The 25,807-nt window shown below is 67.1% G+C and carries 23 protein-coding genes; 7 read left to right on the plus strand and 16 right to left on the minus strand.

The features are described from left to right. Positions 1-99 precede the first annotated feature (99 nt). Complete coding sequence (locus FOZ70_RS14235; protein WP_021160366.1) at positions 100-1,020, plus strand: LysR substrate-binding domain-containing protein; 921 nt, start codon at positions 100-102, stop codon at positions 1,018-1,020. 78 nt (positions 1,021-1,098) lie between these two features. Then, on the plus strand, positions 1,099-1,509 hold the full coding sequence (locus tag FOZ70_RS14240) for an ACT domain-containing protein (protein ID WP_060228296.1): 411 nt from the start codon (positions 1,099-1,101) through the stop codon (positions 1,507-1,509). Positions 1,510-1,610: 101 nt separating this feature from the next. On the opposite strand, the gene FOZ70_RS14245 is transcribed toward FOZ70_RS14240, so the two are convergent. Both FOZ70_RS14245 and uraH read right to left on the minus strand, forming a co-directional pair. Next, positions 1,611-2,804 (minus strand): urate hydroxylase PuuD, encoded by a 1,194-nt coding sequence (locus FOZ70_RS14245; protein ID WP_021160368.1) that lies wholly within the window; start codon positions 2,802-2,804, stop codon positions 1,611-1,613. A 52-nt stretch (positions 2,805-2,856) separates the two neighbouring features. Further along, positions 2,857-3,210: a hydroxyisourate hydrolase gene (uraH, locus tag FOZ70_RS14250; protein WP_192387568.1), complete on the minus strand. Its 354-nt coding sequence runs from the start codon at positions 3,208-3,210 to the stop codon at positions 2,857-2,859. Positions 3,211-3,727: 517 nt separating this feature from the next. Between uraH and FOZ70_RS14255 the strand changes: the two genes are divergently transcribed. Then, positions 3,728-5,140, plus strand: coding sequence for an 8-oxoguanine deaminase (locus FOZ70_RS14255; protein WP_069273093.1), 1,413 nt, complete (start codon positions 3,728-3,730; stop codon positions 5,138-5,140). A 137-nt stretch (positions 5,141-5,277) separates the two neighbouring features. On the opposite strand, the gene FOZ70_RS14260 is transcribed toward FOZ70_RS14255, so the two are convergent. Together FOZ70_RS14260 and FOZ70_RS14265 are read right to left on the minus strand one after the other, a co-directional pair. Then, positions 5,278-6,207, minus strand: a complete 930-nt coding sequence (locus tag FOZ70_RS14260; protein ID WP_006478550.1) for a LysR substrate-binding domain-containing protein — start codon at positions 6,205-6,207, stop codon at positions 5,278-5,280. A gap of 222 nt (positions 6,208-6,429) precedes the next feature. After that, positions 6,430-6,639: a dodecin gene (locus FOZ70_RS14265; RefSeq protein WP_021160372.1), complete on the minus strand. Its 210-nt coding sequence runs from the start codon at positions 6,637-6,639 to the stop codon at positions 6,430-6,432. A gap of 135 nt (positions 6,640-6,774) precedes the next feature. Here FOZ70_RS14265 and FOZ70_RS14270 point away from each other — a divergent pair, with 135 nt between their 5' ends. After that, entirely contained in the window at positions 6,775-7,668 is an 894-nt protein-coding gene (locus FOZ70_RS14270; protein ID WP_059624043.1) for an NAD(P)-dependent oxidoreductase, read from the plus strand. Positions 7,669-7,734: 66 nt separating this feature from the next. On the opposite strand, the gene FOZ70_RS14275 is transcribed toward FOZ70_RS14270, so the two are convergent. The 4 genes from FOZ70_RS14275 to FOZ70_RS14290 form a co-directional block, all read right to left on the minus strand. After that, positions 7,735-8,181, minus strand: a complete 447-nt coding sequence (locus FOZ70_RS14275; protein WP_027784713.1) for a hypothetical protein — start codon at positions 8,179-8,181, stop codon at positions 7,735-7,737. Between the two features lie 333 nt (positions 8,182-8,514). Next, positions 8,515-8,946, minus strand: coding sequence for a large conductance mechanosensitive channel protein MscL (mscL, locus tag FOZ70_RS14280; RefSeq protein WP_006487991.1), 432 nt, complete (start codon positions 8,944-8,946; stop codon positions 8,515-8,517). A gap of 232 nt (positions 8,947-9,178) precedes the next feature. Then, positions 9,179-10,342: a tetratricopeptide repeat protein gene (locus tag FOZ70_RS14285; RefSeq protein ID WP_219706157.1), complete on the minus strand. Its 1,164-nt coding sequence runs from the start codon at positions 10,340-10,342 to the stop codon at positions 9,179-9,181. 90 nt (positions 10,343-10,432) lie between these two features. Further along, entirely contained in the window at positions 10,433-11,113 is a 681-nt protein-coding gene (locus tag FOZ70_RS14290) for a PspA/IM30 family protein (protein ID WP_021160377.1), read from the minus strand. Between the two features lie 443 nt (positions 11,114-11,556). On the opposite strand from FOZ70_RS14290, the gene FOZ70_RS14295 reads away from it, so the two are divergent. After that, positions 11,557-14,076: a penicillin-binding protein 1A gene (locus tag FOZ70_RS14295; protein WP_219706159.1), complete on the plus strand. Its 2,520-nt coding sequence runs from the start codon at positions 11,557-11,559 to the stop codon at positions 14,074-14,076. A gap of 83 nt (positions 14,077-14,159) precedes the next feature. Here FOZ70_RS14295 and FOZ70_RS14300 read toward each other — a convergent pair whose 3' ends face one another. From FOZ70_RS14300 to mfd, 4 genes are all read right to left on the minus strand, one after another. After that, a complete protein-coding gene (locus FOZ70_RS14300) occupies positions 14,160-14,579 on the minus strand; it encodes a DUF3574 domain-containing protein (RefSeq protein WP_021160380.1) in 420 nt (139 codons plus the stop codon). 196 nt (positions 14,580-14,775) lie between these two features. Then, positions 14,776-15,795, minus strand: coding sequence for a threonine/serine dehydratase (locus FOZ70_RS14305; RefSeq protein WP_021160381.1), 1,020 nt, complete (start codon positions 15,793-15,795; stop codon positions 14,776-14,778). 60 nt (positions 15,796-15,855) lie between these two features. Continuing rightward, entirely contained in the window at positions 15,856-17,076 is a 1,221-nt protein-coding gene (gene argE / locus FOZ70_RS14310; RefSeq protein ID WP_219706163.1) for an acetylornithine deacetylase, read from the minus strand. Between the two features lie 115 nt (positions 17,077-17,191). After that, a complete protein-coding gene (gene mfd, locus FOZ70_RS14315) occupies positions 17,192-20,662 on the minus strand; it encodes a transcription-repair coupling factor (protein WP_048020979.1) in 3,471 nt (1,156 codons plus the stop codon). A gap of 107 nt (positions 20,663-20,769) precedes the next feature. Here mfd and ispD point away from each other — a divergent pair, with 107 nt between their 5' ends. Both ispD and ispF read left to right on the plus strand, forming a co-directional pair. Next, positions 20,770-21,480 carry a 2-C-methyl-D-erythritol 4-phosphate cytidylyltransferase gene (gene ispD, locus FOZ70_RS14320; RefSeq protein WP_021160385.1) on the plus strand — a complete coding sequence of 237 codons (711 nt, stop codon included), beginning with the start codon at positions 20,770-20,772 and terminating at the stop codon, positions 21,478-21,480. A 28-nt stretch (positions 21,481-21,508) separates the two neighbouring features. After that, positions 21,509-21,994: a 2-C-methyl-D-erythritol 2,4-cyclodiphosphate synthase gene (ispF, locus tag FOZ70_RS14325; protein ID WP_021160386.1), complete on the plus strand. Its 486-nt coding sequence runs from the start codon at positions 21,509-21,511 to the stop codon at positions 21,992-21,994. Positions 21,995-22,129: 135 nt separating this feature from the next. Here ispF and FOZ70_RS14330 read toward each other — a convergent pair whose 3' ends face one another. The 4 genes from FOZ70_RS14330 to ompR all read right to left on the minus strand — a co-directional run bounded on the left by FOZ70_RS14330 (position 22,130) and on the right by ompR (position 25,599). Next, on the minus strand, positions 22,130-22,657 hold the full coding sequence (locus tag FOZ70_RS14330; protein ID WP_011352388.1) for a carboxymuconolactone decarboxylase family protein: 528 nt from the start codon (positions 22,655-22,657) through the stop codon (positions 22,130-22,132). A gap of 76 nt (positions 22,658-22,733) precedes the next feature. After that, positions 22,734-23,282 carry a peroxiredoxin gene (locus tag FOZ70_RS14335; RefSeq protein WP_006478563.1) on the minus strand — a complete coding sequence of 183 codons (549 nt, stop codon included), beginning with the start codon at positions 23,280-23,282 and terminating at the stop codon, positions 22,734-22,736. Between the two features lie 189 nt (positions 23,283-23,471). Further along, on the minus strand, positions 23,472-24,833 hold the full coding sequence (locus tag FOZ70_RS14340) for an ATP-binding protein (protein WP_021160387.1): 1,362 nt from the start codon (positions 24,831-24,833) through the stop codon (positions 23,472-23,474). Positions 24,834-24,873: 40 nt separating this feature from the next. Then, on the minus strand, positions 24,874-25,599 hold the full coding sequence (ompR, locus tag FOZ70_RS14345) for a two-component system response regulator OmpR (RefSeq protein ID WP_004199523.1): 726 nt from the start codon (positions 25,597-25,599) through the stop codon (positions 24,874-24,876). Positions 25,600-25,807 lie beyond the last annotated feature (208 nt).

Genomic DNA, 25,807 nt, shown 5'->3' on the forward strand with positions numbered 1-25,807 from the left:
GGCTCGCGGCATCGTCAAGAAAGTCTATTGTTTGCGGATTGATGGCATCTTGAAAAACGAGTAGTTTTGAAACGGTCATCAAATCCGGTTTGAAGATCGATGGAACGCATGTGGCCCGGTACGCGCGCACTGAGGACGTTCGATGCGGCGGCGCGGCACCTGAATTTCTCGCGGGCGGCCGACGAGGTCGGGCTGACGCCGGCGGCGGTCAGTCATCAGATCAAGGAAATCGAGGCTCAGCTCGACGTCGTACTGTTCGTCCGCACGAGCCGCAGCATCCGGCTGACGCCGGCCGGTGTCGTGTTGGCCGCCGCGGCCGCCGATGCGCTGGCGGGCCTGCAGCGCGCGACGGCCCGGGCGCGGCGCATCGCGCGGGAGCAGACGGAGTTGCGCGTGTCGGTCGGCGCGCGTTTCGCGACGCACTGGCTGCTGCCGCGCCTGCCGCGTTTCAGGGCCGCGCATCCGGCGTTCGAGCTGACGTTCGACATCACCGACCGGTTGCGCGATTTCGACGATGACGACGTCGATGTCGCGATCCGCTTCGGCACCGGGCGTTATCGCGACGCGTGCGCGCAGCGCCTGTTCGATACGTCGGTCGTCGCGGTCTGCGGCCCGGCACTGCTGTCGGCCGGGCCGCCGTTGCGCAAGCCGCGCGATCTGCTGCGCCATACGCTCTGCCATGTCGACTGCGAAGTCGACGGCGTGACCTGGCCGCGCTGGTCGGCGTGGATGGCCGCGGCCGGCGTCGACGGTTTCGACGACAGCCGGTGCGTGTCGTTTCCGGATTCGAGCCACGTCGTGCAGGCCGTGACGGACGGCACGGCGGTCGGTCTTGCGGAACCGCACATGATCGCGCGCGATCTCGCGGAAGGGCGCGTCGTGCAGCTGTTCGACGTGAACGTCGGGGTGGCGCCGGGCCTTGCGTATCACGTCGTGTATCCCGAACGCACGCAGGACGATCCGCGCATCGTCGCACTGCGCGGCTGGCTCGCGGACGAAGTCGCGACGATGCGCGCGTAGTTGCAGCTGTGGCGGCGGCGCATGCTATCGTGCCCGCACCTCCACCGCACGATGCCCGGTTCCGGGCGTGTTCTTCCGATGAGCCAACCTGAAAACGACCTCGCGATCCTGCTGAGCACGATGCAGCCCGAACTGCATCCGGGTGCGTTCGCCTTCGTGTCGCTGCCGGCCGATGCAGACCTATCGTTATCCGAAGTCATTGCGACGTTCCGCGAAGCGGAAGGGCTGACGGTCGTGGTCGACGAGGAAACGGCTGCACGTCGCGGCTGGCCGGTGCTGTTCCGCTCGGCCTGGATCACGCTGACCGTGCATTCCGACCTGGCGGCCGTCGGCCTCACGGCGGCGTTCGCGCGGGCACTCGGCGCGGCCGGCATCAGCTGCAACGTGATGGCGGCCGCGTACCACGATCACATCTTCGTGCCGTTCGACGACGGCCCGCGCGCGCTCGATGCGCTCGTCGCGCTCCAGCGCGGCGCGACGCGCGGCTGACGCGCGAAGGGCATTCGCGACGCGCCAAAAAAAACGGGCCCGTCACCGGGCCCGAGAACGGAGAGGATTGCACCGGGCACTCACACCCGGCGCGCGGCGGCTTACTTGTTCGCGCCACCCTCGAACCAGGCGGCGAGCTTCGTCCGCTCGTCGTCGGTCATGTGCGTGACGTTGCCGATCGGCATCGCCTTCAGGCGCACGGCCTGTTCGTAGATACGCTGGGCGTTCTTCGACACTTCGTCCGGCGTGTCGAACATCACGCCCGCGGGCGCGCTGCCCATCAGCGTCGGCTTCGACGAGTGGCACTCGACGCAGCGTTGCTGCAGGATCGGCATGATGTCGTTGATCACGATCTTCGGTGCGTTGGCCGCTTGCGCTTCCGGCGCGACCGGCTTCGGCATCGTCCAGACCAGCGCGCCCGACAGCAGCGCGACGCCGCCGATCGGCAGGTACCACAGCTGCTTGCCGCGGTGACGCATCACGAAGAACTGGCGGATCAGCGCGCCGGCCAGCATGATCAGCACGAGCACGACCCAGTTGAACTTGTTCGTGTAGGTCATCGCGTAGTGGTTCGACAGCATCGCGAACACGACCGGCAGCGTGAAGTACGTGTTGTGCACCGAGCGCTGCTTGCCGCGCTTGCCGTAGATCGGGTTCGGCTCTTCGCCCTTGAGCATCTTGTCGACCATCTTGCGCTGGCCGGGGATGATCACGAAGAACACGTTCGCCGACATGATCGTCGCGAGCATCGCGCCGACGATCAGGTAGGCGGCACGGCCCGCGAAGATATGGCACGCGAGGTAGGCGGCGGCGACCACGTAGATGCCGACGCAGATGCCGAGCACGCGGTCGTTGGTGCCGAGGATGCGGCACAGCGAGTCGTAGACGATCCAGCCGGCCGCGAGGAAGCCGAGTGCGGACGCGACGGCGACCACCGGGCCCATGTCGAGCACGCTCTTGTCGATCAGGTAGGTGTTCGGTGCGAGCAGGTACAGCACGAAGAACAGCGAGAAGCCCGACAGCCAGGTCGTGTACGACGGCCACTTCGACCAGTGCAGGTCATCCGGCATTTCCGGCGGGGCGACCGTGTACTTCTGCATGTTGTAGAAACCGCCGCCGTGGACATGCCACAGCTCGCCGAACACACCGCGCTTGCGCTGGTTCGGGTCGGTCGGCGGTTTCAGGCTGTTGTCGAGCGCGACGAAATAGAACGACTCGCCGATCCACGCAATGGCGACGATGACGTGCAGCCATCGCAGCGCGAGGTTCAGCCAGTCGGTGATGAAGCCTTCCATGAAACTCCTCCAGACTCAAATCGTTTGTTTGATGCGGGCGCTGATTCGAATGTCAGCTGCCGCGATAGGTGCTGTACGACCACGGCGACACGAGCAGCGGCACGTGGTAGTGCGAAGCGGTGTCGGCGATGCCGAAGCGCAGCACGACGCGGTCGACGAAACGGGGTTCGGGCACCTTCACGCCGAGCGACGCGAAGTAGTCGCCGGCATGGAACACGAGTTCGTATTCGCCGGCGGCGAGCGCGGCGCCTTCGAGCAGGGGTTCGTCGCAGCGGCCGTCGCTATTGGTCAGCACGGTCTTGATCGCGCGGCGCGATTCGCCGTCCAGCGTGTAGAGGTCCACCTTGATGGCCGCGCCGGGGCGGCCGTGCGCCGTATCGAGTACGTGGGTAGTGAGCTTTCCCATTCGTTGAGTCCTTGTGTGAATGCGAGGTTCGGCGGCGACTCGATCCATTGACTGTGCGGCGGATCGAGGCTCCACGTCACGTGGCTACATACCCGTCGGCGAGATTGAAGCGAGCGCCGTGCAGGCATTGTAAAAAGGTTCCCCGCGCAAATACGGGCGCGATATCAAAGATAATGCGCCGCGCATGAGCGGCTGTCGACGGTACGGCGGACACCGCTTCCGGCGCGCTTTTCGGGTGTTTCCGGCCTTCCGCCGGGCGGTGCGCGGCGTACCATATCGAAACCGTGAAGCGCGGTATTCCGGATCGCGCATTGTGTGCAGCGCGTGCTTGGGCGATCCTCCCGCCGTGCGCGTCGGCCTGTGGCCCGCGCGTACCCCGAAGACGGCAGCACGCCGGGTAACCGGGCCAGGGCGTTCGAACGGACGCAGGCACCGGAGCGTGCCGCGATTCAGCGTTCGAACGGCTGTGTGACCGCCTCCAGGATCAGCGCCTGGGGCAGACCGACGCGGAGAACGCATGAACCTCGAGCAGCACGCTGGCGCACGCGCGCCGAACCCTTCCTCATCCCGCCCGAAAACCCTGCTGGTCAAGCACGCCGACGTGCTCGTGACCATGGACGACACGCGCCGCGAGCTGCGCGACGCCGGGCTCTACATCGAAGACAACCGGATCGTCGCGGTCGGCCCGAGCGCCGAGCTGCCCGACACGGCCGACGAAGTGCTGGACCTGCGCGGCCACCTCGTGATCCCGGGGCTCGTGAACACGCACCACCACATGTACCAGAGCCTGACGCGCGCGGTGCCGGCCGCGCAGAATGCCGAACTGTTCGGCTGGCTCACGAACCTGTACCGGATCTGGGCGCACCTGACGCCCGAGATGATCGAGGTGTCGACGCTCACCGCGATGGCCGAGCTGCTGCAGTCGGGCTGCACGACGTCGAGCGACCACCTGTACATCTACCCGAACGGCAGCCGCCTCGACGACAGCATCGGCGCCGCGCAGCGGATCGGCATGCGCTTTCACGCGAGCCGCGGCGCGATGAGCGTCGGCCAGCGCGACGGCGGGCTGCCGCCCGATTCGGTCGTCGAGCGCGAGCCCGAGATCCTGCGCGACACGCAGCGCCTGATCGAGACCTATCACGACGAAGGCCGTTACGCGATGCTGCGCGTGGTGGTCGCGCCGTGCTCGCCGTTCTCGGTGAGCCGCGAGCTGATGCGCGACGCGGCCGTGCTGGCGCGCGAATACGGCGTGTCGCTGCACACGCACCTCGCGGAGAACGTCAACGATATCGCGTACAGCCGCGAGAAATTCGGGATGACGCCGGCCGAATATGCGGAAGATCTCGGCTGGGTCGGCCACGACGTGTGGCATGCGCACTGCGTGCAGCTCGACGATGCGGGCATCGGCCTGTTCGCTCGCACCGGCACCGGCGTCGCGCACTGTCCGTGCTCGAACATGCGGCTCGCGTCGGGCATCGCGCCGGTGAAGAAGATGCGTCTCGCGGGCGTGCCTGTCGGCCTTGGCGTCGACGGCTCCGCGTCGAACGACGGCGCGCAGATGGTCGCGGAAGTGCGGCAGGCGCTGCTGCTGCAACGGGTCGGTTTCGGGCCCGATGCGATGACCGCGCGCGAAGCGCTCGAGATCGCGACCCTCGGCGGCGCGAAGGTGCTGAACCGCGACGATATCGGCGCGCTGAAGCCCGGCATGGCCGCCGACTTCGCCGCATTCGACCTGCGCCAGCCGCTGTTCGCGGGCGCACTGCACGATCCGGTCGCGGCGCTGGTGTTCTGCGCGCCGTCGCAGACGGCGTACACGGTGGTGAACGGGAAGGTGGTGGTGCGGGAGGGGCGGCTGGCGACGCTCGACCTGCCGCCTGTCATCGCGCGGCATAACGCGCTGGCGCAGGCACTCGTGGAGGCGTCGCGCTGATGCCGTGAGCGGGAGAGTGCGCCGCGCGCTGGACGTCGGGCGCGTGGCGGCCGAGGCCGGGATCCGTCACGCGCGGCCGCACGAGGCCACGTCGGGCCACGCCGCAGCGGCGTGGCCAGTGCGCGCGTCGTGCGCGCTTACGCTTCGATCAGCGTGCGGGTGGCTTCGGCGACGAGGCTGCGCAGCCAGCGCACTTCGTCGGAGTAGTGGCAGCGCTCGTGCCACAGCTGGTAGTACTGCATCGGCGGGAAGTCGAGCGGTGCCGGCACGACCGACAGCGGCAGGAACTTCGCGTAGTGATCGGCGAACAGGCGCGTCGTCGTGAAGATCAGGTCGGACTTTACGAGCACGTACGGCGCGAGGTTGAAGTACGGCAGCGTGACGACCACGTGGCGCTTCAGGCGTTCGCGCGCGAGATGCACGTCGATCGCGCCGCGCTGGCCGACCGAGTACGGCGTCGGCGCGAGATGCGGCGCGTTCAGGTACTGGTCGAGCGTGAGCCCGCCGCGCTTCGCGAACGGGTGCGTGTTGCTCATCAGGCAGACGATTTCGTCGACGAACAGGTTCGACAGATGCAGCTGCTCGGGCGGTTCGGGCCAGTTGCCGACGACGATGTCGAGCTTGCCGTCCTCCAGCGCGAGCTCGTAGTCGAATGCGGGGCCGAGCGAATGGAACTCGAGCGTCGCGTTCGGCGCGGCCAGGCGAAAGCGCTCGACGACGGTCGGCACGAACAGCACGTTCAGGTAGTCGGGGCAGCCGATCCGGTAGCAGCGGATCGACGTGGCCGGGTCGAAGTTGTGCTGCTGGAACTTGATCCGCTCGATTTCACGCAGCGCGTTCTGCACGGGCTCGAGCAGGCGCAGCCCGTATTCGGTCGGCACCATGCCGGATTTGCCGCGCACCAGCAGCGGATCGCCGGTGATGTCGCGCAGGCGCCGCAGCGCGGCGCTGATCGCCGGTTGCGACTGGTTCAGTTTGACGGCCGCGCGCGTGACGCTGCGCTCCATCAACAAGGTGTGCAAGACGCGCAAGAGGTACGTGTCGATCGCCTCGCGTTGCTGACTCATGATTTCTCCGGGTTATATGTCTGGGCTGATCGAGGGGTACTGTGGGTATATCGTTTTTAATATGAACGAAAGTCAGCGTCAAGAGATGGATACCCGCAGGCACCCGCCGCCCGGGCCTCGACAAGGGGCCTGAACGGGGCTGCAAACGGGTGCGCCGCGCCGCGCGGAGGCACGTGTAGCGCGACTCCGGATCGCGGCGCGGCGTGGGATGCGACGGGCGCGTCAGTCGTCGATGCGCATGCCGACCTTCAGCGTCACCTGCCAGTGAACGACCTGGTCGCCTTCGATGTGGCCGCGCGTTTCGGTCACCTGGAACCAGTGCAGGTTGTGCAGCGTCTTGCCGGCTTTCGAGATCGCGTTGCGGATGGCGTCGTCGCTCGATTGCTGTGACGAACCGGTCAGTTCGATCATCTTGTACACGTGGTCGCTCATGATGCGCTCCCTGGGATATCGGCATATATCGCCGGTGCAGGTCGCGTTCCCGAAGCGGCGCCGCGCGTGCCCGGCTTCTTGAGTGATAGGTATGATGGGCGGCAAGTGCAACCCATATCGGAGACGAGGAATATCGTGGAAGTCGGATTTTGCGGACCGGGATTGATGGGCGCGCCGATGATTCGGCATTTGCTGGCGGCCGGGCATCGGGTCAGCGTGTGGAATCGTTCGCGCGACAAGGCCGAGGCGCTCGTGAAGGACGGCGCGCAGGTGGCCGGCACGCCGCGTGAACTGGCGGAGCGCGTCGATACGGTATTCGTGTGCGTGCTCGACGGCCGCGCGGTGGGCGACGTCGTGTTCGGCGAGCACGGGCTGCTGGCCGGCGATGCCGCCGCGCGTCGCCTGCAACGCATCGTCGATCATTCGAGCATCCCGCCCGCCGCGACGCGCGATTACGCGGCGCGCGCGGCTGCACTCGGCGTCGGCTGGATCGATGCGCCCGTATCGGGCGGCGTGCCCGGCGCGCAGGCCGGCACGCTCGCGGTGATGGCCGGCGGCCGCGCGGCCGATCTCGACACGGTGCGGCCGCTGATCGACGCGTACGCGTCGCGCATCACGCACATGGGCGACGCGGGCGCGGGGCAGACGGCGAAGCTGTGCAACCAGGCGATCGTCACCGCGACGGTGACCGCGATTGCCGAGGCCGTCGGCCTCGCGCAGGCGAGCGGCATCGACGCCGCGCGTCTGGCCGAGGCGCTGGCCGGCGGGTGGGCCGATTCGGTGCTGCTGCAGACGTTCGTGCCGCGCATGACGTCGGGCGGTCATGCACCGATCGGCGCGCTCGGCACGTTCCAGAAGGACGTCGATGCGATCGCCGACGCGGCGCGCGACACGGGTGCGGTGATGCCGGTGTCGGCCACCGTGCAGCAGGTGCTGCGCCTGGGCGCCGCGCAAGGGCTCGCCGGCGCCGATTTCGCCGCGTTCATCGACATCGTGCGGCCCGGCAACGGGCGTCGCCAGGCGTCGTGACGGGCAAGCGGGGCGCGTGAATGGCAGATGGGCCGCCCGGAGGCGGCCCATCGAATGGCAGGCGGATCAGCCGAGGGAGCGGGGTGTCGTGTCGCCGGCGTTCTGGCGGCCGAGCCCGCCGCGCAGGCTCGCTTTCGTGCCTGCACCAAACTCGGGCAGGATGCGCGCACGCGCACGGCTGGCGAACACGAGGAAACCGAAGCCGTTCGCTTCGTACCAGTAACCACCGTTCTCGAGGCCGTCGAGCGGCTGCTCGAGTGCGTTGGCGATCGATTCGATGCAGCGCTTGCGCAGCTCGGCGATGGCGGGATAGGGCGGCTGGGCGCCGCGCACGCTGCACAGGAGCACGTCGAGACCAGGCAGCACGTGGGCGTACAGGACGGGTTCGTCCTGCGCGCGGGCGCGGGCAATCTTGGTGTCGAGCTGGGCAAACGGTTTCGAGTGGCGCAATACCGCGAGGAATGACTCCTGGCCATCCTGCTGGGCACGCCGACGTTTTTTCGGGAAGGACATAAACACTCGCCTCAAAAACAATTGCAAGAAATGCGGCATTTTCATGCGACCCACTCCCGGCTATGTACGCCGCATGTCGATCCTTTATAGCACACGAAAATGCTGCCTTCGTGCAGTACGACGATCAATGTCTCCCGTCGACCTGCTCGCCATGATCGACACAGCCAGCGTCTTGGCGCCCGTACTGTCGTTTAGTCTCCATCATAGACCTGCTTTTCCCGCGCGTGCATTCGCCCGTCACAAAAAAGTGAGACAGGCCGCATGCGGCGGTGCATCGCGCGCGCAATAAAAAGGCCCGCACGGGGCGGGCCTGGCAGGCGGGGTGCTCGGCGATCAGCGCTGCTTCAGCGAATCGCGGATCTCGCGCAGCAGCACCGTGTCTTCCGGCGTCGCGGCCGGTGCGGCTTCTTCCGGCTTGCGCAGCTTGTTGATGAATTTCACCATCAGGAAAATGATGAACGCGAGGATGACGAAATTGATCGCCACGGTGATGAACGAGCCGTAGCCGAACGCGGCGACACCCGCGGCCTGCAGGTCCTTGAACGAATCGGGATTACCCTTGAACGTCGGGGGGATGGTGCCGAGCAGAACGAACTTGTTCGAGAAATCCAGGCCGCCCGTCAGCACGCCGATCACCGGCATGATGAGGTCTTTCACGACCGAGTCGACGATCTTCGAGAACGCGCCGCCGATGATCACGCCGACGGCGAGATCCATGACGTTGCCCTTGACGGCGAACTCCTTGAATTCCTTGATGATGCTCATGAGCGGCTTTCTCCTGTTGGGGGCGAGGGGAGGCGTGCCGCGACGCGCGGGGATGCGGAGCGTCGAATGAGGGTCGGTGGCACGCCGATGGCCGCATGATAGCGAACGCTCCCCATTGCCGGTAGTCCATCTTGAAATGATTGACAAATCCGCACGCCGGCGCGGCCGGCGATGAAGGGGAGCGTGGCGTGCGTTGCAGCGCGTCGCGGGTGTGTCGACGCGCTGCGCGGCGTCAGGTGTTGTCGTCGGTCCAGCCGTCGTCGTTGCTGCCGAGGTCCATGCCGCCGCCGCCGTTGCCGTCGCTCCAGTTCGACGCATCGCCGCGGCCCAGGTCGAAGCCCGGGTCGTTCTCCTGCCGGCGGCGTTCGCCGTCGACGATCACGTCGCGTTCGACCACGCGCTCGCGGCCGCCCGACATCGCCTCGCCGAGCAATACGCCCGTCAGCAGCCCGCCCATGCCGCCGCCGAAACCGCCGCCGCCTTGCTGGATCACGACGGGCGGTTGCTGTTGCGGGTAGGGTGGCGGCGGATACGGCTGGCCCTGCGCGCCCGTCATGCGATCGGCTTCCTGCGCATACACGGAGCCGCTGCCGTTCGCCGGTGCAGCAGGTTGCGCGGCCGGGTCGGGACGCCCTTCGACGCGTGCCTTGACGCTCGCATGGCGCTGTTCGAGTTCATCGACGCGATAGGGCGGTACCGGATTCTTGCCGTTGGACAGCGTTTCGACGAGCGTGCGCGCGTCGGTCTCGATCGCTTCGAGTTCGCCCGTGAGCGCCGCGGCCCCCGGCGCCGTCGACAGCTTCGCGTCGAGCTTCAGCGGGCGGATGTCGTTCAGCACGTCGGTGGCACGCTTGAGCTGCGTGCGGCGCTCGTCGTCGGCGCGGCTGTCGTCGGCCGTGCGCGCGCGCCGCAGCGTCCAGCGGAGCACCAGCGCGATCACCGCGACGATCAGCCCGAGGCCGATCCACATGCCGGTCGACGGGCCGTGTTTTTCGGCCGGCGCGGCAGCGGGCGCGAGCGACGATTGCAGCGTACCGGCCTGCGTCGCCGACGGCACGTTGCCGCTCACGCGCGCGGCGTCGGCGCGAATGCGCGACTCCGTCTGGGCAAAGCGCGACGCATCGGTGAACTTCAGCTGCGGATCGAGCGACTTCGCGCGCTGCAGCTGCGCGAGCGCATCGGACGCGCGGCCCTCGCGGTCCAGCACCTGTGCATACAGGTAGCGCGCGTGCGCGTTGTTCGGATGGGCGTCGATGACTTGCGACAGCTGCGTGTCGGCCTGCTGCCAGTTGCGTTGCGCGATCGACTGCTCGACCTGCTGCAGCGACGGGACCGCAAACGCGGCGGACGACAGCAACATCAGCGAGAGGCCGAGTGCGGCGAGAGATTTCTTCATGGTCGAACCGGGCGCAGGCGCCCGTCTCCTGACGATCGGTTCGCGCCGCGCGCCCGGGGCGGGCGGCGGCGCGGTTGCCCGCAGTTGCCGTTACTGCGCGGGCGTGTCGAGCTGCTTCTTCAGCGCGGCGAGGCGATCCTCGACCGACGGGCCCTTGTTCAGCGCGGCGAGCTTGTCGTCGAGTGCCTTGCCGCTCGACGTGTCGGCGGAATTGAGGCGCGCGTCCGAGCGGGCGTTCTGCAGCGCGACCTTGTCCTCGAGCTTCTGGAAGTCTTCGGACAGGTTCTTGCCGCCGATGCCGCCCAGCGCGCTGGCCGCGACGTCCTTCGCCTGTGCGATTTCCTGCTTGGCCTGCAGGATGTTCGAGCGTGCATTCAGGTCGTTGCGGCGCTGACGCATGTCGGCGATCTGCCCCTTCAGCTTGTCGACCGACGGCTCGAGCGTCGACAGTTCGGCCGCGAGCGCGTCACGCTCGGCTTCCGCGTTCGACTGCGCACCGAGCGCCTCGCGTGCGAGTGCCTCGTCGCCGGCCTGCAGCGCGCGTTTCGCGCCGTCCTCGTACTTCTTCACCTTGTCGTCGGCCGCATCGCGCTTGCTGCGCTGGGTCGCGACCTGTGCCTCGATCTCGATCAGCGAATTCTCGGCACGACCGATGCTGTCGTCGAGCTCCCGCACGATCTGCCGTGCGTCGCGCGACGGATCCTGTACCGAATCGGCCGCATCGTTCAGCAGGCCTTTGATCGTGCGCGAAACAGAGTCGAAAAGCGACATGAAATCCTCCGTGATTGAAAGGCGCCGCGTCACCGCGGCAGTGCCCGTAGCGAGCCGGTTCCGACCCGCATGAGCCGGCGGATATTACACCACCGGTTCACTTAAATACGGCTTAAACGCGCGAGTTCAAGCGGCGTGCGCATCAGGATGTCGAACCTTTCGCGGTTGAAAGAAAATCGACCGTGCGCACCCTATTGCGTGTCCATGATAGGCAGAGGATGCCGACAATACGTTCCTCAAATCACGGCATTGCGGGAATTTTTACAAAAAATCGCGAAGGCACCCGGTCGATTTCATTAAAATGCGCTGTCACGTCGCGGGAACGGATCGCCGCGCGGCGGGGTCTGTCGACGTGACAGCCGCATCACGCTGTACCCGCTCTGATTCATCCGCTTGCATTTCCGCATGCGTCCGAGGGTGCCACGTACGCCCGCCATTCCGACATGCCAATTATCAAACGACCGCCTTCTTCTTCCGACAGGAACGAACCCCACTACACGCTGCGCCGTTCGCCGTCCGGAGCCTATTACCCCGATGACGACGATCGCGACGACGACCGCCGCACCCAGAGCAGCAGCGGCGGCGGAGGGCGCCGTCGCTCGTTCGGCTCGCGCGTCGCGCTGTGGTTCGCCGGCCTGTTCGCGACGCTGGCGATCGTCGGCGCGCTGATCGTCGGCTACGCGCTGGTCGTGATGGCGCCGCAACTGCCGTCGCTCGATGCGCTGACCAACTATCAGCCGAAGGTGCCGCTGCGCGTGTTCACGGCCGATCACGTGCTGATCGGCGAGTTCGGCGAGGAGCGCCGCAGCCTCGTGCGGTTCCAGGACATTCCCGACGTGATGAAGAAGGCCGTGCTCGCGATCGAGGACTACCGCTTCTACGAACATGGCGGTGTCGACTTCGTCGGCATCCTGCGCGCGGGCGTCGCCGACCTGATGCACGGCGGCGCGCGCCAGGGCGCGAGCACGATCACGATGCAGGTCGCGCGCAACTTCTTCCTGTCGAGCGAGAAGACCTACACGCGCAAGATTTACGAAATGCTGCTCGCGTACAAGATCGAGAAGGCCCTGACGAAGGACCAGATCCTCGAGCTGTACATGAACCAGATCTATCTCGGCCAGCGCTCGTACGGCTTCGCGGCCGCCGCGCGCGTGTATTTCGGCAAGGACCTGAAGGACATCACGCTCGCGGAAGCGGCGATGCTCGCGGGGCTGCCGAAGGCGCCGTCCGCCTATAACCCGGTCGTCAATCCGAAGCGCGCGAAGGTGCGCCAGGAATACATCCTGAAGCGCATGCTCGAGGTCGGCTACATCACGCAGCCGCAGTACGACGAGGCCGTGAAGGAAGAGATCCACGTGCGCACGCCGGGCAACCAGTACGCGGTGCACGGCGAGTACGTCGCCGAGATGGTGCGGCAGATGATGTACCAGCAGTACAAGGACGAAACCTATACGCGCGGGCTGACCGTCACGACGACGATCAATTCGGCCGATCAGGAAGCCGCGTACCAGGCCGTGCGTCGCGGCATTCTCGACTACGAGCGCCGCCACGGCTATCGCGGGCCGGAAGCGTCGATCCAGCTGCCCGCGGCCGGCGACGACCGCGACGAGGCGATCGACGACGCGCTCGCCGATCACCCGGACAACGGCGACCTGCAGTCGGCGGTCGTGCTGTCGGCGTCGCCGAACGCGGTCGAGGTGCAGTTCGTCGGCGGCGCGACCACGACGATCGGGCCGGCCGGGCTGCGCTTCGTGTCGGCCGCATTGAGCCCGCGCGCGAACGATACGCTGCGCATCAAGCCGGGCTCGGTCGTGCGCGTGCTGAAGGACGGCAAGACGGGCTGGCAGGTCGTGCAGCTGCCGCAGGTCGAAGGCGCGCTCGTCGCGATCGCGCCGCAGGATGGCGCGATCCGCTCGCTCGTCGGCGGCTTCGACTTCAACAAGAGCAAGTTCAACCACGTGACGCAGGCATGGCGGCAGCCGGGCTCGTCGTTCAAGCCGTTCATCTACTCGGCGTCGCTCGACAAGGGCATGGGGCCGGCGACGATGATCAACGACGCGCCGCTGTACTTCCCGCCGAGCGTGCCGGGCGGCACCGCCTGGGAGCCGAAGGACGACGACCAGCCGGACGGCCCGATGACGATGCGTACCGGCCTGCAGCGTTCGAAGAACCTCGTGTCGATCCGGATCCTCGCGTCGATCGGCACGCAGTATGCGCAGCAGTACGTGACGCAGCGCTTCGGCTTCGATCCCGCGAAGACGCCGCCTTACCTGCCGATGGCGCTCGGCGCGGGCCTCGTGACGCCGCTGCAGCTCGCGACGGGTTATGCGGTGTTCGCGAACGGCGGCTACAAGGTCGATCCGTACCTGATCGCCGAGGTCGACGACGCGCGCGGCCAGCCGCTGCAGAAGTCGCAGCCGGTGCTGGCGGGCAGCACGGCCCCGCGCACGATCGAAGGCCGCAACGCGTACGTGATGAACAGCCTGCTGCATTCGGTCGCGACGGCCGGCACGGGCGCGGGCACCAACGCACTGGGCCGCAGCGACCTGCAAGGCAAGACCGGTACGACGAACGACGCGAAGGACGGCTGGTTCGCCGGCTACCAGCAATCGCTCGTCGCGGTGGCATGGATGGGCTTCGACCAGCCGAAGAGCCTCGGCAGCCGCGAGTTCGGCGCGCAGCTCGCGCTGCCGATCTGGGTGAACTACATGCGCACCGCGCTGAACGGCGTGCCCGAGCAGCAGATGCCGATGCCGGACGGTCTGACCTCGATCGACGGCGAGCTGTACTACGCCGATCGCACGCCGGGCAACGGCTTCGTCGCGAACGTCGACATCAACCCGGCCGAGAACGCGATCAGCGCGAACGACGCGCTGGGTTCGGCCGGTGCGGCAGGGCTCGCGCCGCCGCCCGTCACGCCGCAGGAGAAGCAGCAGATCATGGACATGTTCGAGAACAAGTAAGCGGGATACCGCTGTTCATGCATGCGACGGGCGCCTTCGGGCGCCCGTTTTTTTGTGCGTCGACGCAAGCGGGAGCGGCTGAATCAGAACGACGCGCAGGCAGGCACCACCGTCATGCCGACCGATTCCTGATGAAACCGCTCCATATAGGCCCTGCGGATCGCGGCGAGCCGTACGCGCGTGTCGGGCGTATCGTCGGCGATGATACGGATCACGAAGCTGTCCTCGCGCGTGATACCGCCGGTCGTGCGGTCGCGCCATTGGCCGTGCGTATCCCAGTAGGTCAGGCCGTCGGGAAAACGCGGCGTGACCGTGTCGGCGAGAAACGCCGCGCGCTCCGCATCGGTGACGGAGCCGTGTCCCGCGATGTCGCGCCCGAATAGCAGGTCGGCCTGCAGCATGCGGCTCTCGCCCGGCTGGGTGCAGGCCGGCGCCGTGCCGGCGGCGGGCGGGGGCGGTGCCGCGCAACCGGCGAGCAGTGCGATCGCGACGCCGCCGATCATGGGCGCCGCGCGGTGCCACCAGGTCTTGGGGCAGGCGGCTGAAGGCCGCATCTGCCCAATTCGTGTCGATCGACCTCCGCGCGCGCAAAACGCTGCGCGCTCAACCACTTGCGTGTTTGTCCGGCGGGTTATCAACAGGGCTGTCAACATAATCTGGGGATAACCCTAGGTTGGTTCGCTGACGCCCGGTGCGCGATCAGTGCTGCGGTTTCGCGTGCGCGAGATGCATGCCGAGCGTGCCCGGGTCGGTATTCGTGCCCGACAGCAGCACGCCGACGCGCTTGCCCTGCAGCGTTTCGCGCAGCGGGCCGAGCAGCGCGGCGAGGGCGGCCGCGCATGCCGGTTCGACCGACAGCTTCAGTTGCGAGAACAGGAACAGCATCGCGGCACGCAGCGCGTCGTCGGACACGGTGACGATGCGGTCGACGTGGCGCCGGCACAGCTGGTAGCTGTATTCCTCGGTATGCGGCGCCATCAGCGAATCGGCGATCGTCTGCATCGCGCTCATCTTGATCGTGTGATTGGCCGCGAAGCTGCGGCTCATCGCGTCGGCGCCTTCCGGCTCGACGCCGTACACGTGCACGCGCGGATTCGCGAGCCGCAGCGCGGTCGCCATGCCGGCCGCGAGCCCGCCGCCGCCGATCGGTACGATCACCGCGTCGAGGTCGGGGGTCTGCGTCGCCCATTCGTAGCCGAGCGTCGCGGTGCCGAGGATCGTGTGATAGCCGTTGAACGGATGGATGAAGAAGCGGCCTTCCTCGGCCTCGATCCGGCGCACCAGATCGAACGCCTGCGACGCGCTGCCGGCCAGCACGACTTCCGCGCGGTACTGCTTGCACTGCGCGATGCGCGTCGGGCTCGCGGTGTGAAACATCACGACCTTGGCGCTGCTGCCGAGCCGCATGGCCGCATACGCGACGGCCGCCGCGTGATTGCCGGCCGACACGCAGGTGACGCCCGCGTTCTTGCGGGCCTCGTCGAGCGCAAGCAGGTTCGTGAATGCGCCGCGCGCCTTGAAGCTGCCGCTCACCTGCAGCAGTTCGAACTTGAAGTTGACGTGCGTGCCCTCGAGGGAAGGCAGGTCGGCGCGTTCGAACACGGGCGTGCGCGCGACCCAGGGCGACAGCGCGAAATGCTGCGCGGCGATTTCGTCGAGCGTCGGGATCGGCTCGCCGTCGATCGTCGTATGGGCCGTGCCCTGTTGTTCAGTCGACATGACGTGGCGGGTGGCGGAGTGGGCCGGCCCGCACACGCGGGCCGGCGTGGCGGGAGGCAGTCAGTGCGCGTCGACCGACATGCTGCGGATGAACTTGCGCAGGAACTGCTCGCAGCTGGCGAGCTGCGCGAGCTCGACATATTCGTTCGGCTTGTGCGCCTGCTCGATGTTGCCGGGCCCGCATACGACGCTCGGGATGCCCGCGCGTTCGAACAGGCCGGCCTCGGTGCCGTATGCGACCTTGCGCTTGTCCTGGTCCGCCGTCAGCGCGCGCACGAGTTGCGTGATCGCGGCCTGTTCGGTTGCGTCGAGGCCCGGCGCCGCGGCGATCTTCGAAAATTCGATCGCGGCATTCGGATGCTCGCGAAGCATCTGCGGCAGCAGTGTTTCCCGTGCATACGCTTCGATGCGCGTGAAGATCTGCTCGGGATCGAGCGTCGGCAGGTTGCGGAATTCGAAGTCGAAGCGGCACTCGGCCGGCACCGTGTTGATCGCGTTGCCGCCCTGGATCGTGCTCGTCTGCGCGGTCGTGAACGGCACGTCGTACAGCGCGTCGAACGGGCCTTCGGCGCGGAAGCGGTCGGCGATGTCGCGGATGTGGCAGATGAGGCGCGCCGCATACTCGATCGCGTTCAGCCCCTTCGGCGTCAGCGACGAATGCGCCGCGTGGCCGCGCACGCAGCAGCGGTATGCGTTGATGCCCTTGTGCGCGATGATCGGCCGCATGCTGGTCGGCTCGCCGACGATGCAGCCCGACGGTTGCACGCCGCGCTTGACTAGATCGGCGATCATCAGCGGCGCGCCGGCGCAGCCGATTTCCTCGTCGTAGGACAGCGCGAAATGGATCGGTTTCGCGAGCTTCGTCGCCTGCATCTCGGGCAGCAGCGCGAGCGCGGCGCCGATGAAACCCTTCATGTCGCAGGTGCCGCGGCCATACAGGCGGCCGTCGCGGATTTCCGGCGCGAACGGGTTGCTGTCCCATTGCTGGCCGTCGACCGGCACGACGTCGGTATGCCCCGACAGCACGATGCCGCCGTTCGTCGAGCCGTCGTGCGCGGGCACGGTCGCGAACAGGTTCGCCCAGCCCTCGCGTGGATCGTGCGTGATCGTCGATGCGATGCCTTTCGCGGCGAGCGCGTCGCGCACCGTTTCGATCAGGCCGAGGTTCGGCACGCGGCTCGTCGTGTCCATCGACACCAGTTGCTTGATCCAGGGCAGGCTGACGAGCGACGCGTCGCCCTGGGTGTCGGTGGACGGCGCCGTGGCGTCGAGAGTGGACATGGCAAAACTCCGTCTGATGAATGCGAAAATCATACTCAAAAACGCGCCGGCCCGCCCGCGCCGCGCGCAGTGCGGTGCAGCATCGGCGTGGCCGTCAGTACCGCGTCACGACCCGTCAGCGCGCCGCGGCCACCGCGCCCTGCCTTGGGGCGAGCGCGCGCAGCGTTTCCTTGATCGTCGACACGCGGATCGCGAGGTCGGGCGAGCGCGTCTCGATCCGCAGCTTGTCCTGTCCCGCCAGCTTGATGTGCCGGTGCTTCTGCACCATCTCGATGATCCGCATCGGATCGATCGGCGGATTCGGCTCGAACTGCAGCCCGATCGCGGCCTCGCTCGCATCGATCTTCACGATGCCGAGCGGCTTCGCGGCGATCCGCAGCCGGTGCGTCTCGACCAGCGCGTGCGCCTGCGGCGGCAGCTTGCCGAAGCGGTCGATCAGTTCCTCCTGGATACCGTCGATCGCGTCGCCGTGCTCGCAGTTCGCGAGCCGCTTGTACAGCGACAGCCGCTCCTGCACGTCCGCGCAGTAGTCGGCCGGCAGGATCGCCGGCGCATGCAGGTTGATTTCGGTCGTCGCGGCGAGCGGGGCGGTGAGGTCGGGCTCCTTGCCGTTCTTCAGCGCCTTCACCGCGTCGTTCAGCATGTCCGTATAGAGCTGGAAGCCGATCTCGTGGATCTCGCCCGACTGCTTGTCGCCGAGCACCTCGCCGGTGCCGCGGATCTCGAGGTCGTGCATCGCGAGATAGAAGCCCGAACCGAGTTCCTCCATCTGCTGGATCGCTTCCAGCCGGCGCTGCGCCTGCTTGGTCAGCGCCTGCGGATCGTGCACGAGCAGGTACGCGTATGCCTGGTGGTGCGAGCGGCCGACGCGGCCGCGCAACTGGTGGAGCTGCGCGAGGCCGAACTTGTCCGCGCGATGCATGATGATCGTGTTCGCGCTCGGCACGTCGATGCCGGTCTCGATGATGGTCGTGCACAGCAGCACGTTCGCGCGCTGCGCGACGAAATCGCGCATCACCCGTTCGAGCTCGCGTTCGTGCATCTGGCCGTGCGCGATCACGATGCGTGCCTCGGGCACGAGCGCCTCGAGCATCGCCTTGCGGTTCTCGATCGTCTCGACCTCGTTGTGCAGGAAGTACACCTGGCCGCCGCGCTTCAGTTCGCGCAGCATCGCCTCGCGAATCACGCTTTCTTCCTCGCGGCGCACGAAGGTCTTGATCGCGAGGCGCTTCTGCGGCGCGGTCGCGATGACCGAGAAGTCGCGCAGCCCCTCGAGCGCCATCCCGAGCGTGCGCGGAATCGGCGTCGCGGTGAGCGTCAGCACGTCGACTTCCGCGCGCAGCGCCTTCAGTGCTTCCTTCTGGCGCACGCCGAAGCGGTGTTCCTCGTCGATGATCACGAGGCCGAGGCGCTTGAACTGCACGTCCGACGACAGCAGCTTGTGCGTGCCGATCACGATGTCGACGCTGCCTTCGTTGATCTGCGCGATCGCCGCGTTCACTTCCTTCGTCGTCTTGAAGCGCGACAGCTCGACGATCCGCACCGGCCAGTCCGCGAAGCGGTCGGCGAAGGTCTGCGTGTGCTGCTCGGCGAGCAGCGTGGTCGGCGACAGCAGCGCGACCTGCTTGCCGCCCAGCACCGCGATGAACGCGGCGCGCAGCGCGACCTCGGTCTTGCCGAAGCCGACGTCGCCGCACACGAGGCGGTCCATCGGCTTGCCGCTCGTCATGTCGCCGATCACGGCCGCGATGGCTGCCGCCTGGTCGGGCGTTTCCTCGAAGCCGAAGCTTTCGGCGAACTTCACGTAGTCGCGCGGATCGAGCGAGAACGCGTGGCCTTCGCGGGCCGCGCGGCGCGCATACAGGTTCAGCAGCTCGGCGGCCGTATCGCGGATCTGCTGCGCGGCCTTGCGTTTCGCGCGCTCCCACTGGCCGGAGCCGAGCGCGTGCAGCGGCGCGCTGTCCGGATCGGCGCCGCTGTAGCGCGAGATCACGTGCAATTGCGCGACCGGCACGTAGAGCTTGCTGTCGCCCGAGTATTCGAGGTGCAGGAATTCGGTCTCGCCTTCGCCGAGGTCCATCGACACGAGGCCCATGTAGCGGCCGATGCCATGCTGCGCGTGGACGACCGGGTCGCCGACCTTCAGCTCCGACAGGTCGCGCACCATCGCGTCGACGTTGCTGGCCTGTTCCTGCCGGCGGCGGCCCGCGCGGCGGCCGAGCGCGCCGTACAGCTCGGTCTCGGTGACGACCGCGTAACCTTCGCCCGGCACCGCAAAGCCGTTCGCGAGCGGCGCGACGCCGAGCGCGAAACGTTCGTCGCTCTCGAGCCAGCCCGCGAAGTGGTCGTTCGACGCGGGGCGCAGATGGTGTTCGGCGAGCAGTTGCAGGATCGTCTCGCGACGGCCGGCCGATTCGACGGTCAGCAGGACGCGCTTGCCCGACGATTCGACGAACGTGCGCAGCGACGCGAGCGGATCGTCGGCATGGCGATCGACGGAGAGCTGGGGCAGCGCCGTCGCCCAGCCGCCGGCCGGCTGCGCGGGCAGCACGACGCGTGCGAACGGCTTCGCGAACGCGAAGAAATCCTCGTCGGACAGGAACAGGCGCTGCGGTTCGAGGATCGGCCGCTCGCGATCGTGCGCGAGGAACGCGTGACGCTGCTTCGTATCGGCCGTGAAGCGGCGGATCGACGCGTCGAGATCGCCGGCGAACACGAGGTGCGCATCCTGCGGCAGGTAGTGGAACAGCGTGGCGGTTTCGTCGAAGAACAGCGGCAGGTAATACTCGATGCCGGCCGACGGCACGCCGTTACCGATGTCCTTGTAGATCGGCGCGCGGCTCGGGTCGCCTTCGAACGTCTCGCGCCAGCGGCTGCGGAAGGCCGTGCGCGCGGCTTCGTCGAACGGAAACTCGCGGCCGGGCAGCAGGCGCACGTCGCGCACCGGGTAGAGGCTGCGCTGCGTGTCGGGGTCGAACGCGCGGATCGAGTCGACCTGGTCGTCGAACAGGTCGATCCGGTACGGCAGCGGCGAGCCCATCGGGTACAGGTCGATCAGCGAGCCGCGTACGCAGTATTCGCCGGGCCGCACGACCTGGCTCACGTGCTCGTAGCCGGCCAGCGTGAGCTGCGCCTTCAGCTTCGCCTCGTCGAGCCGCTCGCCCTGCGCGAATGCGAACGTATACGCGGCCATGAACGACGCGGGCGGCATCCGGTACAGCGCGGTGGTCGCGGGCACGAGCAGGATGTCGCAGCGGCCCTCGCCGAGATCGTGCAGCGTCGCGAGACGCTCCGATACGAGGTCCTGGTGCGGCGAGAACGTGTCGTACGGCAGCGTTTCCCAGTCCGGCAGCAGGCGCACGCGGGCGTCGGGCGAGAAGTAGCGGATTTCCTGCGAAAGCCGCTGCGCGTCGACCGCGTTCGCGCAGATCACCGCGAGGAGCGGCACGTCCTGGCGGTTGTCGGCGAGATAACGGGCGATGGCGAGCGCGTCGGCGGAACCATGCGCGCCGTCGAAGGCGAAACGCTGGCCGGACTTGACGCGGGCAATGGGCGAGGCGGACGGGGTGGAAGCGTTATCTGGCATAGGGACGACAGGGGTGGCGTGCACGGGCGCATCGCGGTGCGCCGGTCGAGACGAAAGACCTATTATAAAATCCGCTTCTCGATTTCATCTTTCCGGCGTTTCCCTTCGTGACTCCCCGACTTTTCGCCCTGATTCCCTGTGCCGGCACGGGCAGCCGTTCCGGTTCGGCCGTGCCGAAGCAATACCGCACGCTGGCCGGCCGCGCGCTGCTGCACTACACGCTTGCCGCGTTCGACGCGTGCAGCGAATTCGCGCAGACGCTCGTCGTCCTCGCGCCCGACGATTCCCATTTCGACGCGCGCCGCTTCGCGGGCCTGCGCTTCGCGGTGCGCCGCTGCGGCGGCGGCTCGCGCCAGGCGTCGGTGCTGAACGGGCTGCTCGAGCTGGCCGAATTCGGCGCGACCGACCAGGACTGGGTGCTGGTGCACGACGCGGCGCGCCCGGGCATCACGCCGGAGCTGATCCGCACGCTCGTCGCGGCGCTGAAGGACGATCCGGTCGGCGGCATCGTCGCGCTGCCGGTTGCCGATACGCTCAAGCGCGTGCCGGCCGGCGGCGACGCGATCGCGCGCACCGAGTCGCGCGACGCGCTGTGGCAGGCGCAGACGCCGCAGATGTTCCGCATCGGCATGCTGCGCGAGGCGATCCTGCGCGCGCAGCGCGAAGGGCACGACCTGACCGACGAAGCGAGCGCGATCGAATGGGCCGGCCATACGCCGCGCGTCGTGCAGGGCAGCCTGCGCAATTTCAAGGTCACGTACCCCGAAGATTTCGCGCTCGCGGAAGCGATCCTCGCGCGCCCCGCGAACGCCTCCTGACTTTCACCCCATCTCAATCGGAACACGCATGGATTTCAGAATCGGACAAGGCTACGACGTGCACCAGCTCGTCGAAGGGCGCCCCCTCATCATCGGCGGCGTGACGATTCCGTACGAACGCGGCCTGCTCGGCCACTCGGACGCGGACGTGCTGCTGCACGCGATCACCGACGCGCTGTTCGGCGCGGCGGCGCTCGGCGACATCGGCCGCCACTTCTCCGACACGGACGCGGCATTCAAGGGCGCCGACAGCCGCGTGCTGCTGCGCGAGTGCGCGGCCCGCATCAAGGCGGCCGGCTTCACGATCCAGAACGTCGACAGCACCGTGATCGCCCAGGCGCCGAAGCTGGCACCGCATATCGACGGGATGCGCGCGAACATCGCGGCCGATCTCGGGCTGCCGCTCGATCGCGTGAACGTGAAGGCGAAGACCAACGAAAAGCTCGGCTATCTCGGCCGCGGCGAAGGGATCGAGGCGCAGGCCGCCGCGCTGCTGGTGAAGCAGGGCGGCTGACGGTTGTCCGTGGCGGCGCGTGGTTCGCGCCGCACGCCGTCCCGCGGAAACGAAAATGCCACGCAACAGCGTGGCATTTTCGTTTGAAGCGGGCGTCGCTCCCGGCATCGCCGCCGGTGCGCGCGGCGCAACCGCTTATTCGCCTTCGGCGGCGATCACCTGTGCGGCGGCGTTGATCACCGATGCGATACGGCCGACGTCGCGCAGCTGCGTGACGGTCATCCCTTGCTCGTTCTTCAGCAGCGCATAGTGCGACTTCACGCAGAAGTGGCACTTGCCGACGATCGACGCGGCGAGCGCGTACATCTCGAACTTGCGCTTGTCGACGCCGCCGTGCGTCGCGTACGCGCCCATCCGCAGTTCGGCGCGTTGCGTCTTCAGGTCGGCGTCGTCGGCCATCTCGACATACGGATACCAGGTGTTGTTCATCCCCATCAGCGCGGCCGCCGTCAGCACGGCGTTCGTTTCTTCGGGCGAAAGGACGCCGGCTTCGCGGATCGTCTTGATGAGCACCGTGCTCTTCGCCGCGATCGCCGCCGCCAGCGCGACGCCGACCGCGTCGGTGCCTTCGAGCGACGAGCGCGAGATCGTGCCGTCGAGGTTCAGGCGAATGTCCTTCGCGTAGTCGGGAATACGTGCCTTAATCGAATCGATGAATTCCATTGATATCTCCTATGGGTTGGCCGTTAAAAAAGCCCGCAGGCAGGACGTGCGCCGCGGGCTTCGTGCATCGATGCGCTTACAGCGTTGCGCCGCCGACTGCACGGTTGCACGGGCAGAGTTCGTCCGTTTGCAGGCCGTCCAGAATCCGCAGGACTTCTTCCGGGCTGCGGCCGACGTTCAGGTTGTTCACCGAAACGTGCTGGATCGTGTTGTCCGGATCGACGATGAACGTTGCACGCAGGGCCACGCCGGCTTCCTTGTCGCGCACGCCGAGCTGGTCGATCAGCTCGCCCTTGACGTCGCCGAACGAGTAGTGGTTCAGCTTGTCGAGGTCCTTGTGCTCACGGCGCCATGCGAGCTTGACGAATTCGTTGTCCGAGCTGCCGCCCAGCAGCACGGCGTCGCGCTCTTCGAACTGCTTCGTGAGCTTTGCGAATTCGACGATTTCCGTCGGGCACACGAACGTGAAGTCCTTCGGGTAGAAGTAGATGATCTTCCACTTGCCCGGGAACGACGCTTCGGTGACGGTCTCGAATGCCGACTGGCCGTTTTCTTCGTGGTTGTTGAAGCCCGGCTTCGCGGCCACGACGGTGAAAGCTTCGAGTTTATCGCCAACGGTTTTCATGCGGATACTCCTGTATGAGTTGGGAAGAAGACTGAGTCAAGCTACCTCGGTGCTGCAACGATGGTGTGACAGCATGGGTGGGACTGTAACACTATTAGTAAGGCGCTTCAATAGATTTTGACTAACGTCATCCATAGTTTTTTTCAACCGGGTCGATAGTGTGAAGGGCGGCAGGCGTACGCGAGCGCGTCACGCCGTCGCACGTGCCTTGCCGGCGCCGGGGAATTCGAGCGTGACTTCGAGGCCCGCGTCGGGGCTGCGGTTGCGCAGGCGCAGCGCACCGCGATAGCGGCCGACGAGGCGCAGCACGATCGCCATCCCGAGCCCCGTGCCATCCGCCTTGGTGCGCGCCGTGTCGACGCGATAGAACGGCCGCATCACGAGCGGCAGCTGGTCCTCGGGGATGCCGGGGCCCTCGTCGCTCACCGACAACTCGACGCGCGCGTGCGTCACGCGCGTCTCGAGCGTGATGCGCGACACGCCGTCGTCGCGGCTCTGGCCGTATTTGCGCGCGTTTTCGACGAGGTTGCCGATCACGCGGCGCATGTCGGTCTCGTCGGCTTCGATCACGGCGTTCGGCGCGAGCCGCGTGCGGATCTGGACGCCGTCCTCGCCCGACACGCGCGCGGCGACTTCGTGCGCGATCGACGACAGGTCGACCGGCTCCGGCTTGCGCTGGGTCGGACGCGCGTAGTCGATGAAGGCCGCGATGATGCGATCCATTTGCTCGATGTCGTCGACCATCGCGTCCTTGGTCGCCTGGTCGGACGGGCTCATCTCGGTCTCGAGCCGCAGCCGCGCGAGCGGCGTGCGCAGGTCGTGCGAGATGCCCGCGAGCATCAGCGCGCGATCGGCCTCGAGCTGCTCGAGGTCGCGCACCATCTGGTTGAAGCTGCGGTTGGTGTCGGCCGCGACGCCCATCCCGCGCTCGGGCAGCGGGTCGGGCGCCTGCCCCGAGCCGACCTGGCGCGCGACGAGCGCGAGCCGCGAGAACGGCCGGTTCACGAGGCTGGTGATGAACGCGGAGCCGAACAGCGACAGCGCGAGCGCGAACAACCCCCAGCCGGCCCACTGCAGGCCCGTGACGTTGTCGAGCTGGTCGCGGTCGAGCGCGACCCAGTAATCGTCGTCGTCGATCTTGAAGCTGATCCACACGCCGGGAATGTCGTTGACCGACTGTGCTATCACGGTATCGTCGCCGAGGCGGCTGCGGATGTCGTGCTCGATCAGGCGGTTCAGCGATTCGTCGGGCTGCAGCTTGAACTTGTCGGTTTTTTCGCGCGGGTACACGCGCACGCCCTCGTTGCTCTCGAGATCCTGCAGCAGCGCGCGCCGCAGGTCGGGATCGGAGTAGAGCAGGGCGGTGCGCGTGAGCTTCACGACCGCGACGAGCTGCAGCGCCACGCGCTGCGCGCGCGGCTCGCGCTCGATCACACGAAAGCTCTGGAACCACGCGGCGAGACTGACCGAGATCAGCAGCGCGATCAGCAGGAAGGTGCGCCAGAACAGCCCGCCGAACGCGAGCTGCAGGAGGCGCCGGTCGATACGCATGGGACGGGCCGTGGGCGGGCGAAACCGGAAAGGAAAAAGATCAGGCGGCGCCGTCCGGGATGAACACGTAGCCGAGGCCCCAGACGGTCTGGATGAAACGCGGGCTGCCCGGATCCGGTTCGATCAGCTTGCGCAGGCGCGAGATCTGCACGTCGAGGCTGCGGTCGAACACTTCGTATTCACGGCCGCGCGCGAGCTCCATCAGCTTCTCGCGCGACAGCGGCTGGCGCGGATGGCGCGCGAATACCTTCAGCACCGAGAATTCGCCGGTCGTCAGTGGAATTTCCTGGCCGGATTTCGTCAATGTACGGGTCGCGAGGTTCAGCGAGAACTCGCCGAACTCGAACACCTCGGTGGTTTCCGACGGTGCGCCCGGCAGCTCGGCCGGCGCCTGGCGGCGCAGCACCGCATGAATGCGCGCGACGAGCTCGCGCGGGTTGAACGGCTTCGGCAGGTAATCGTCGGCGCCCATCTCGAGGCCGACGATGCGATCGACGTCCTCGCCCTTCGCGGTGAGCATGATGATCGGCGTGCGGTCGTTGCTGCCGCGCAGGCGGCGACAGATCGACAGGCCGTCTTCGCCCGGGAGCATCAGGTCGAGCACGAGCAGGTCGAAACGCTCGCGGACCCAGAGCTTGTTCATTGCGGTCGCGTTTTCGGCGACGTAGACATTGAAACCCTGCTCGCCGAGATAGCGGCGCAGCAGATCGCGCAGGCGCGGGTCGTCGTCGACGACGAGAATCTTGGAGGGGTTTTTCGTTTCCATGATCGGCATCTTATCGCGAATGGGAATTGACGCACGGCCGCGTATTTTCGTGCGTTACAGTCGGTTACAAAATTTACCCGTAGTGTCGCGCCGAGTAAAGGCAGGCTATAGAGATTCCTTTACTCGAAGCCGAAATTCGGTAGATACTCCCCTGCACTCCATCATTCATCTTTGCACACCCGAATTCCGCAGGGTTTTTCAAGTACCA

Source organism: Burkholderia sp. COPS (assembly GCF_019425585.1).
Lineage (GTDB): Bacteria > Pseudomonadota > Gammaproteobacteria > Burkholderiales > Burkholderiaceae > Burkholderia > Burkholderia cepacia.

Coding starts and splice junctions, on each gene's coding strand:
- mfd (WP_048020979.1), bottom strand. CDS start 20,662: ATGCCAGATAACGCTTCCACCCCGTCCGCCTCGCCCATTGCCCGCGTC.
- argE (WP_219706163.1), bottom strand. CDS start 17,076: ATGTCCACTCTCGACGCCACGGCGCCGTCCACCGACACCCAGGGCGAC.
- FOZ70_RS14255 (WP_069273093.1), top strand. CDS start 3,728: ATGAACCTCGAGCAGCACGCTGGCGCACGCGCGCCGAACCCTTCCTCA.
- FOZ70_RS14330 (WP_011352388.1), bottom strand. CDS start 22,657: ATGGAATTCATCGATTCGATTAAGGCACGTATTCCCGACTACGCGAAG.
- FOZ70_RS14285 (WP_219706157.1), bottom strand. CDS start 10,342: ATGAAGAAATCTCTCGCCGCACTCGGCCTCTCGCTGATGTTGCTGTCG.
- mscL (WP_006487991.1), bottom strand. CDS start 8,946: ATGAGCATCATCAAGGAATTCAAGGAGTTCGCCGTCAAGGGCAACGTC.
- FOZ70_RS14335 (WP_006478563.1), bottom strand. CDS start 23,282: ATGAAAACCGTTGGCGATAAACTCGAAGCTTTCACCGTCGTGGCCGCG.
- FOZ70_RS14305 (WP_021160381.1), bottom strand. CDS start 15,795: ATGTCGACTGAACAACAGGGCACGGCCCATACGACGATCGACGGCGAG.
- ompR (WP_004199523.1), bottom strand. CDS start 25,599: ATGGAAACGAAAAACCCCTCCAAGATTCTCGTCGTCGACGACGACCCG.
- FOZ70_RS14265 (WP_021160372.1), bottom strand. CDS start 6,639: ATGAGCGACCACGTGTACAAGATGATCGAACTGACCGGTTCGTCACAG.
- ispF (WP_021160386.1), top strand. CDS start 21,509: ATGGATTTCAGAATCGGACAAGGCTACGACGTGCACCAGCTCGTCGAA.
- FOZ70_RS14275 (WP_027784713.1), bottom strand. CDS start 8,181: ATGTCCTTCCCGAAAAAACGTCGGCGTGCCCAGCAGGATGGCCAGGAG.
- FOZ70_RS14235 (WP_021160366.1), top strand. CDS start 100: ATGGAACGCATGTGGCCCGGTACGCGCGCACTGAGGACGTTCGATGCG.
- FOZ70_RS14245 (WP_021160368.1), bottom strand. CDS start 2,804: ATGGAAGGCTTCATCACCGACTGGCTGAACCTCGCGCTGCGATGGCTG.
- uraH (WP_192387568.1), bottom strand. CDS start 3,210: ATGGGAAAGCTCACTACCCACGTACTCGATACGGCGCACGGCCGCCCC.
- FOZ70_RS14260 (WP_006478550.1), bottom strand. CDS start 6,207: ATGAGTCAGCAACGCGAGGCGATCGACACGTACCTCTTGCGCGTCTTG.
- FOZ70_RS14340 (WP_021160387.1), bottom strand. CDS start 24,833: ATGCGTATCGACCGGCGCCTCCTGCAGCTCGCGTTCGGCGGGCTGTTC.
- FOZ70_RS14300 (WP_021160380.1), bottom strand. CDS start 14,579: ATGATCGGCGGCGTCGCGATCGCACTGCTCGCCGGTTGCGCGGCACCG.
- FOZ70_RS14295 (WP_219706159.1), top strand. CDS start 11,557: ATGCCAATTATCAAACGACCGCCTTCTTCTTCCGACAGGAACGAACCC.
- FOZ70_RS14240 (WP_060228296.1), top strand. CDS start 1,099: ATGAGCCAACCTGAAAACGACCTCGCGATCCTGCTGAGCACGATGCAG.
- FOZ70_RS14290 (WP_021160377.1), bottom strand. CDS start 11,113: ATGTCGCTTTTCGACTCTGTTTCGCGCACGATCAAAGGCCTGCTGAAC.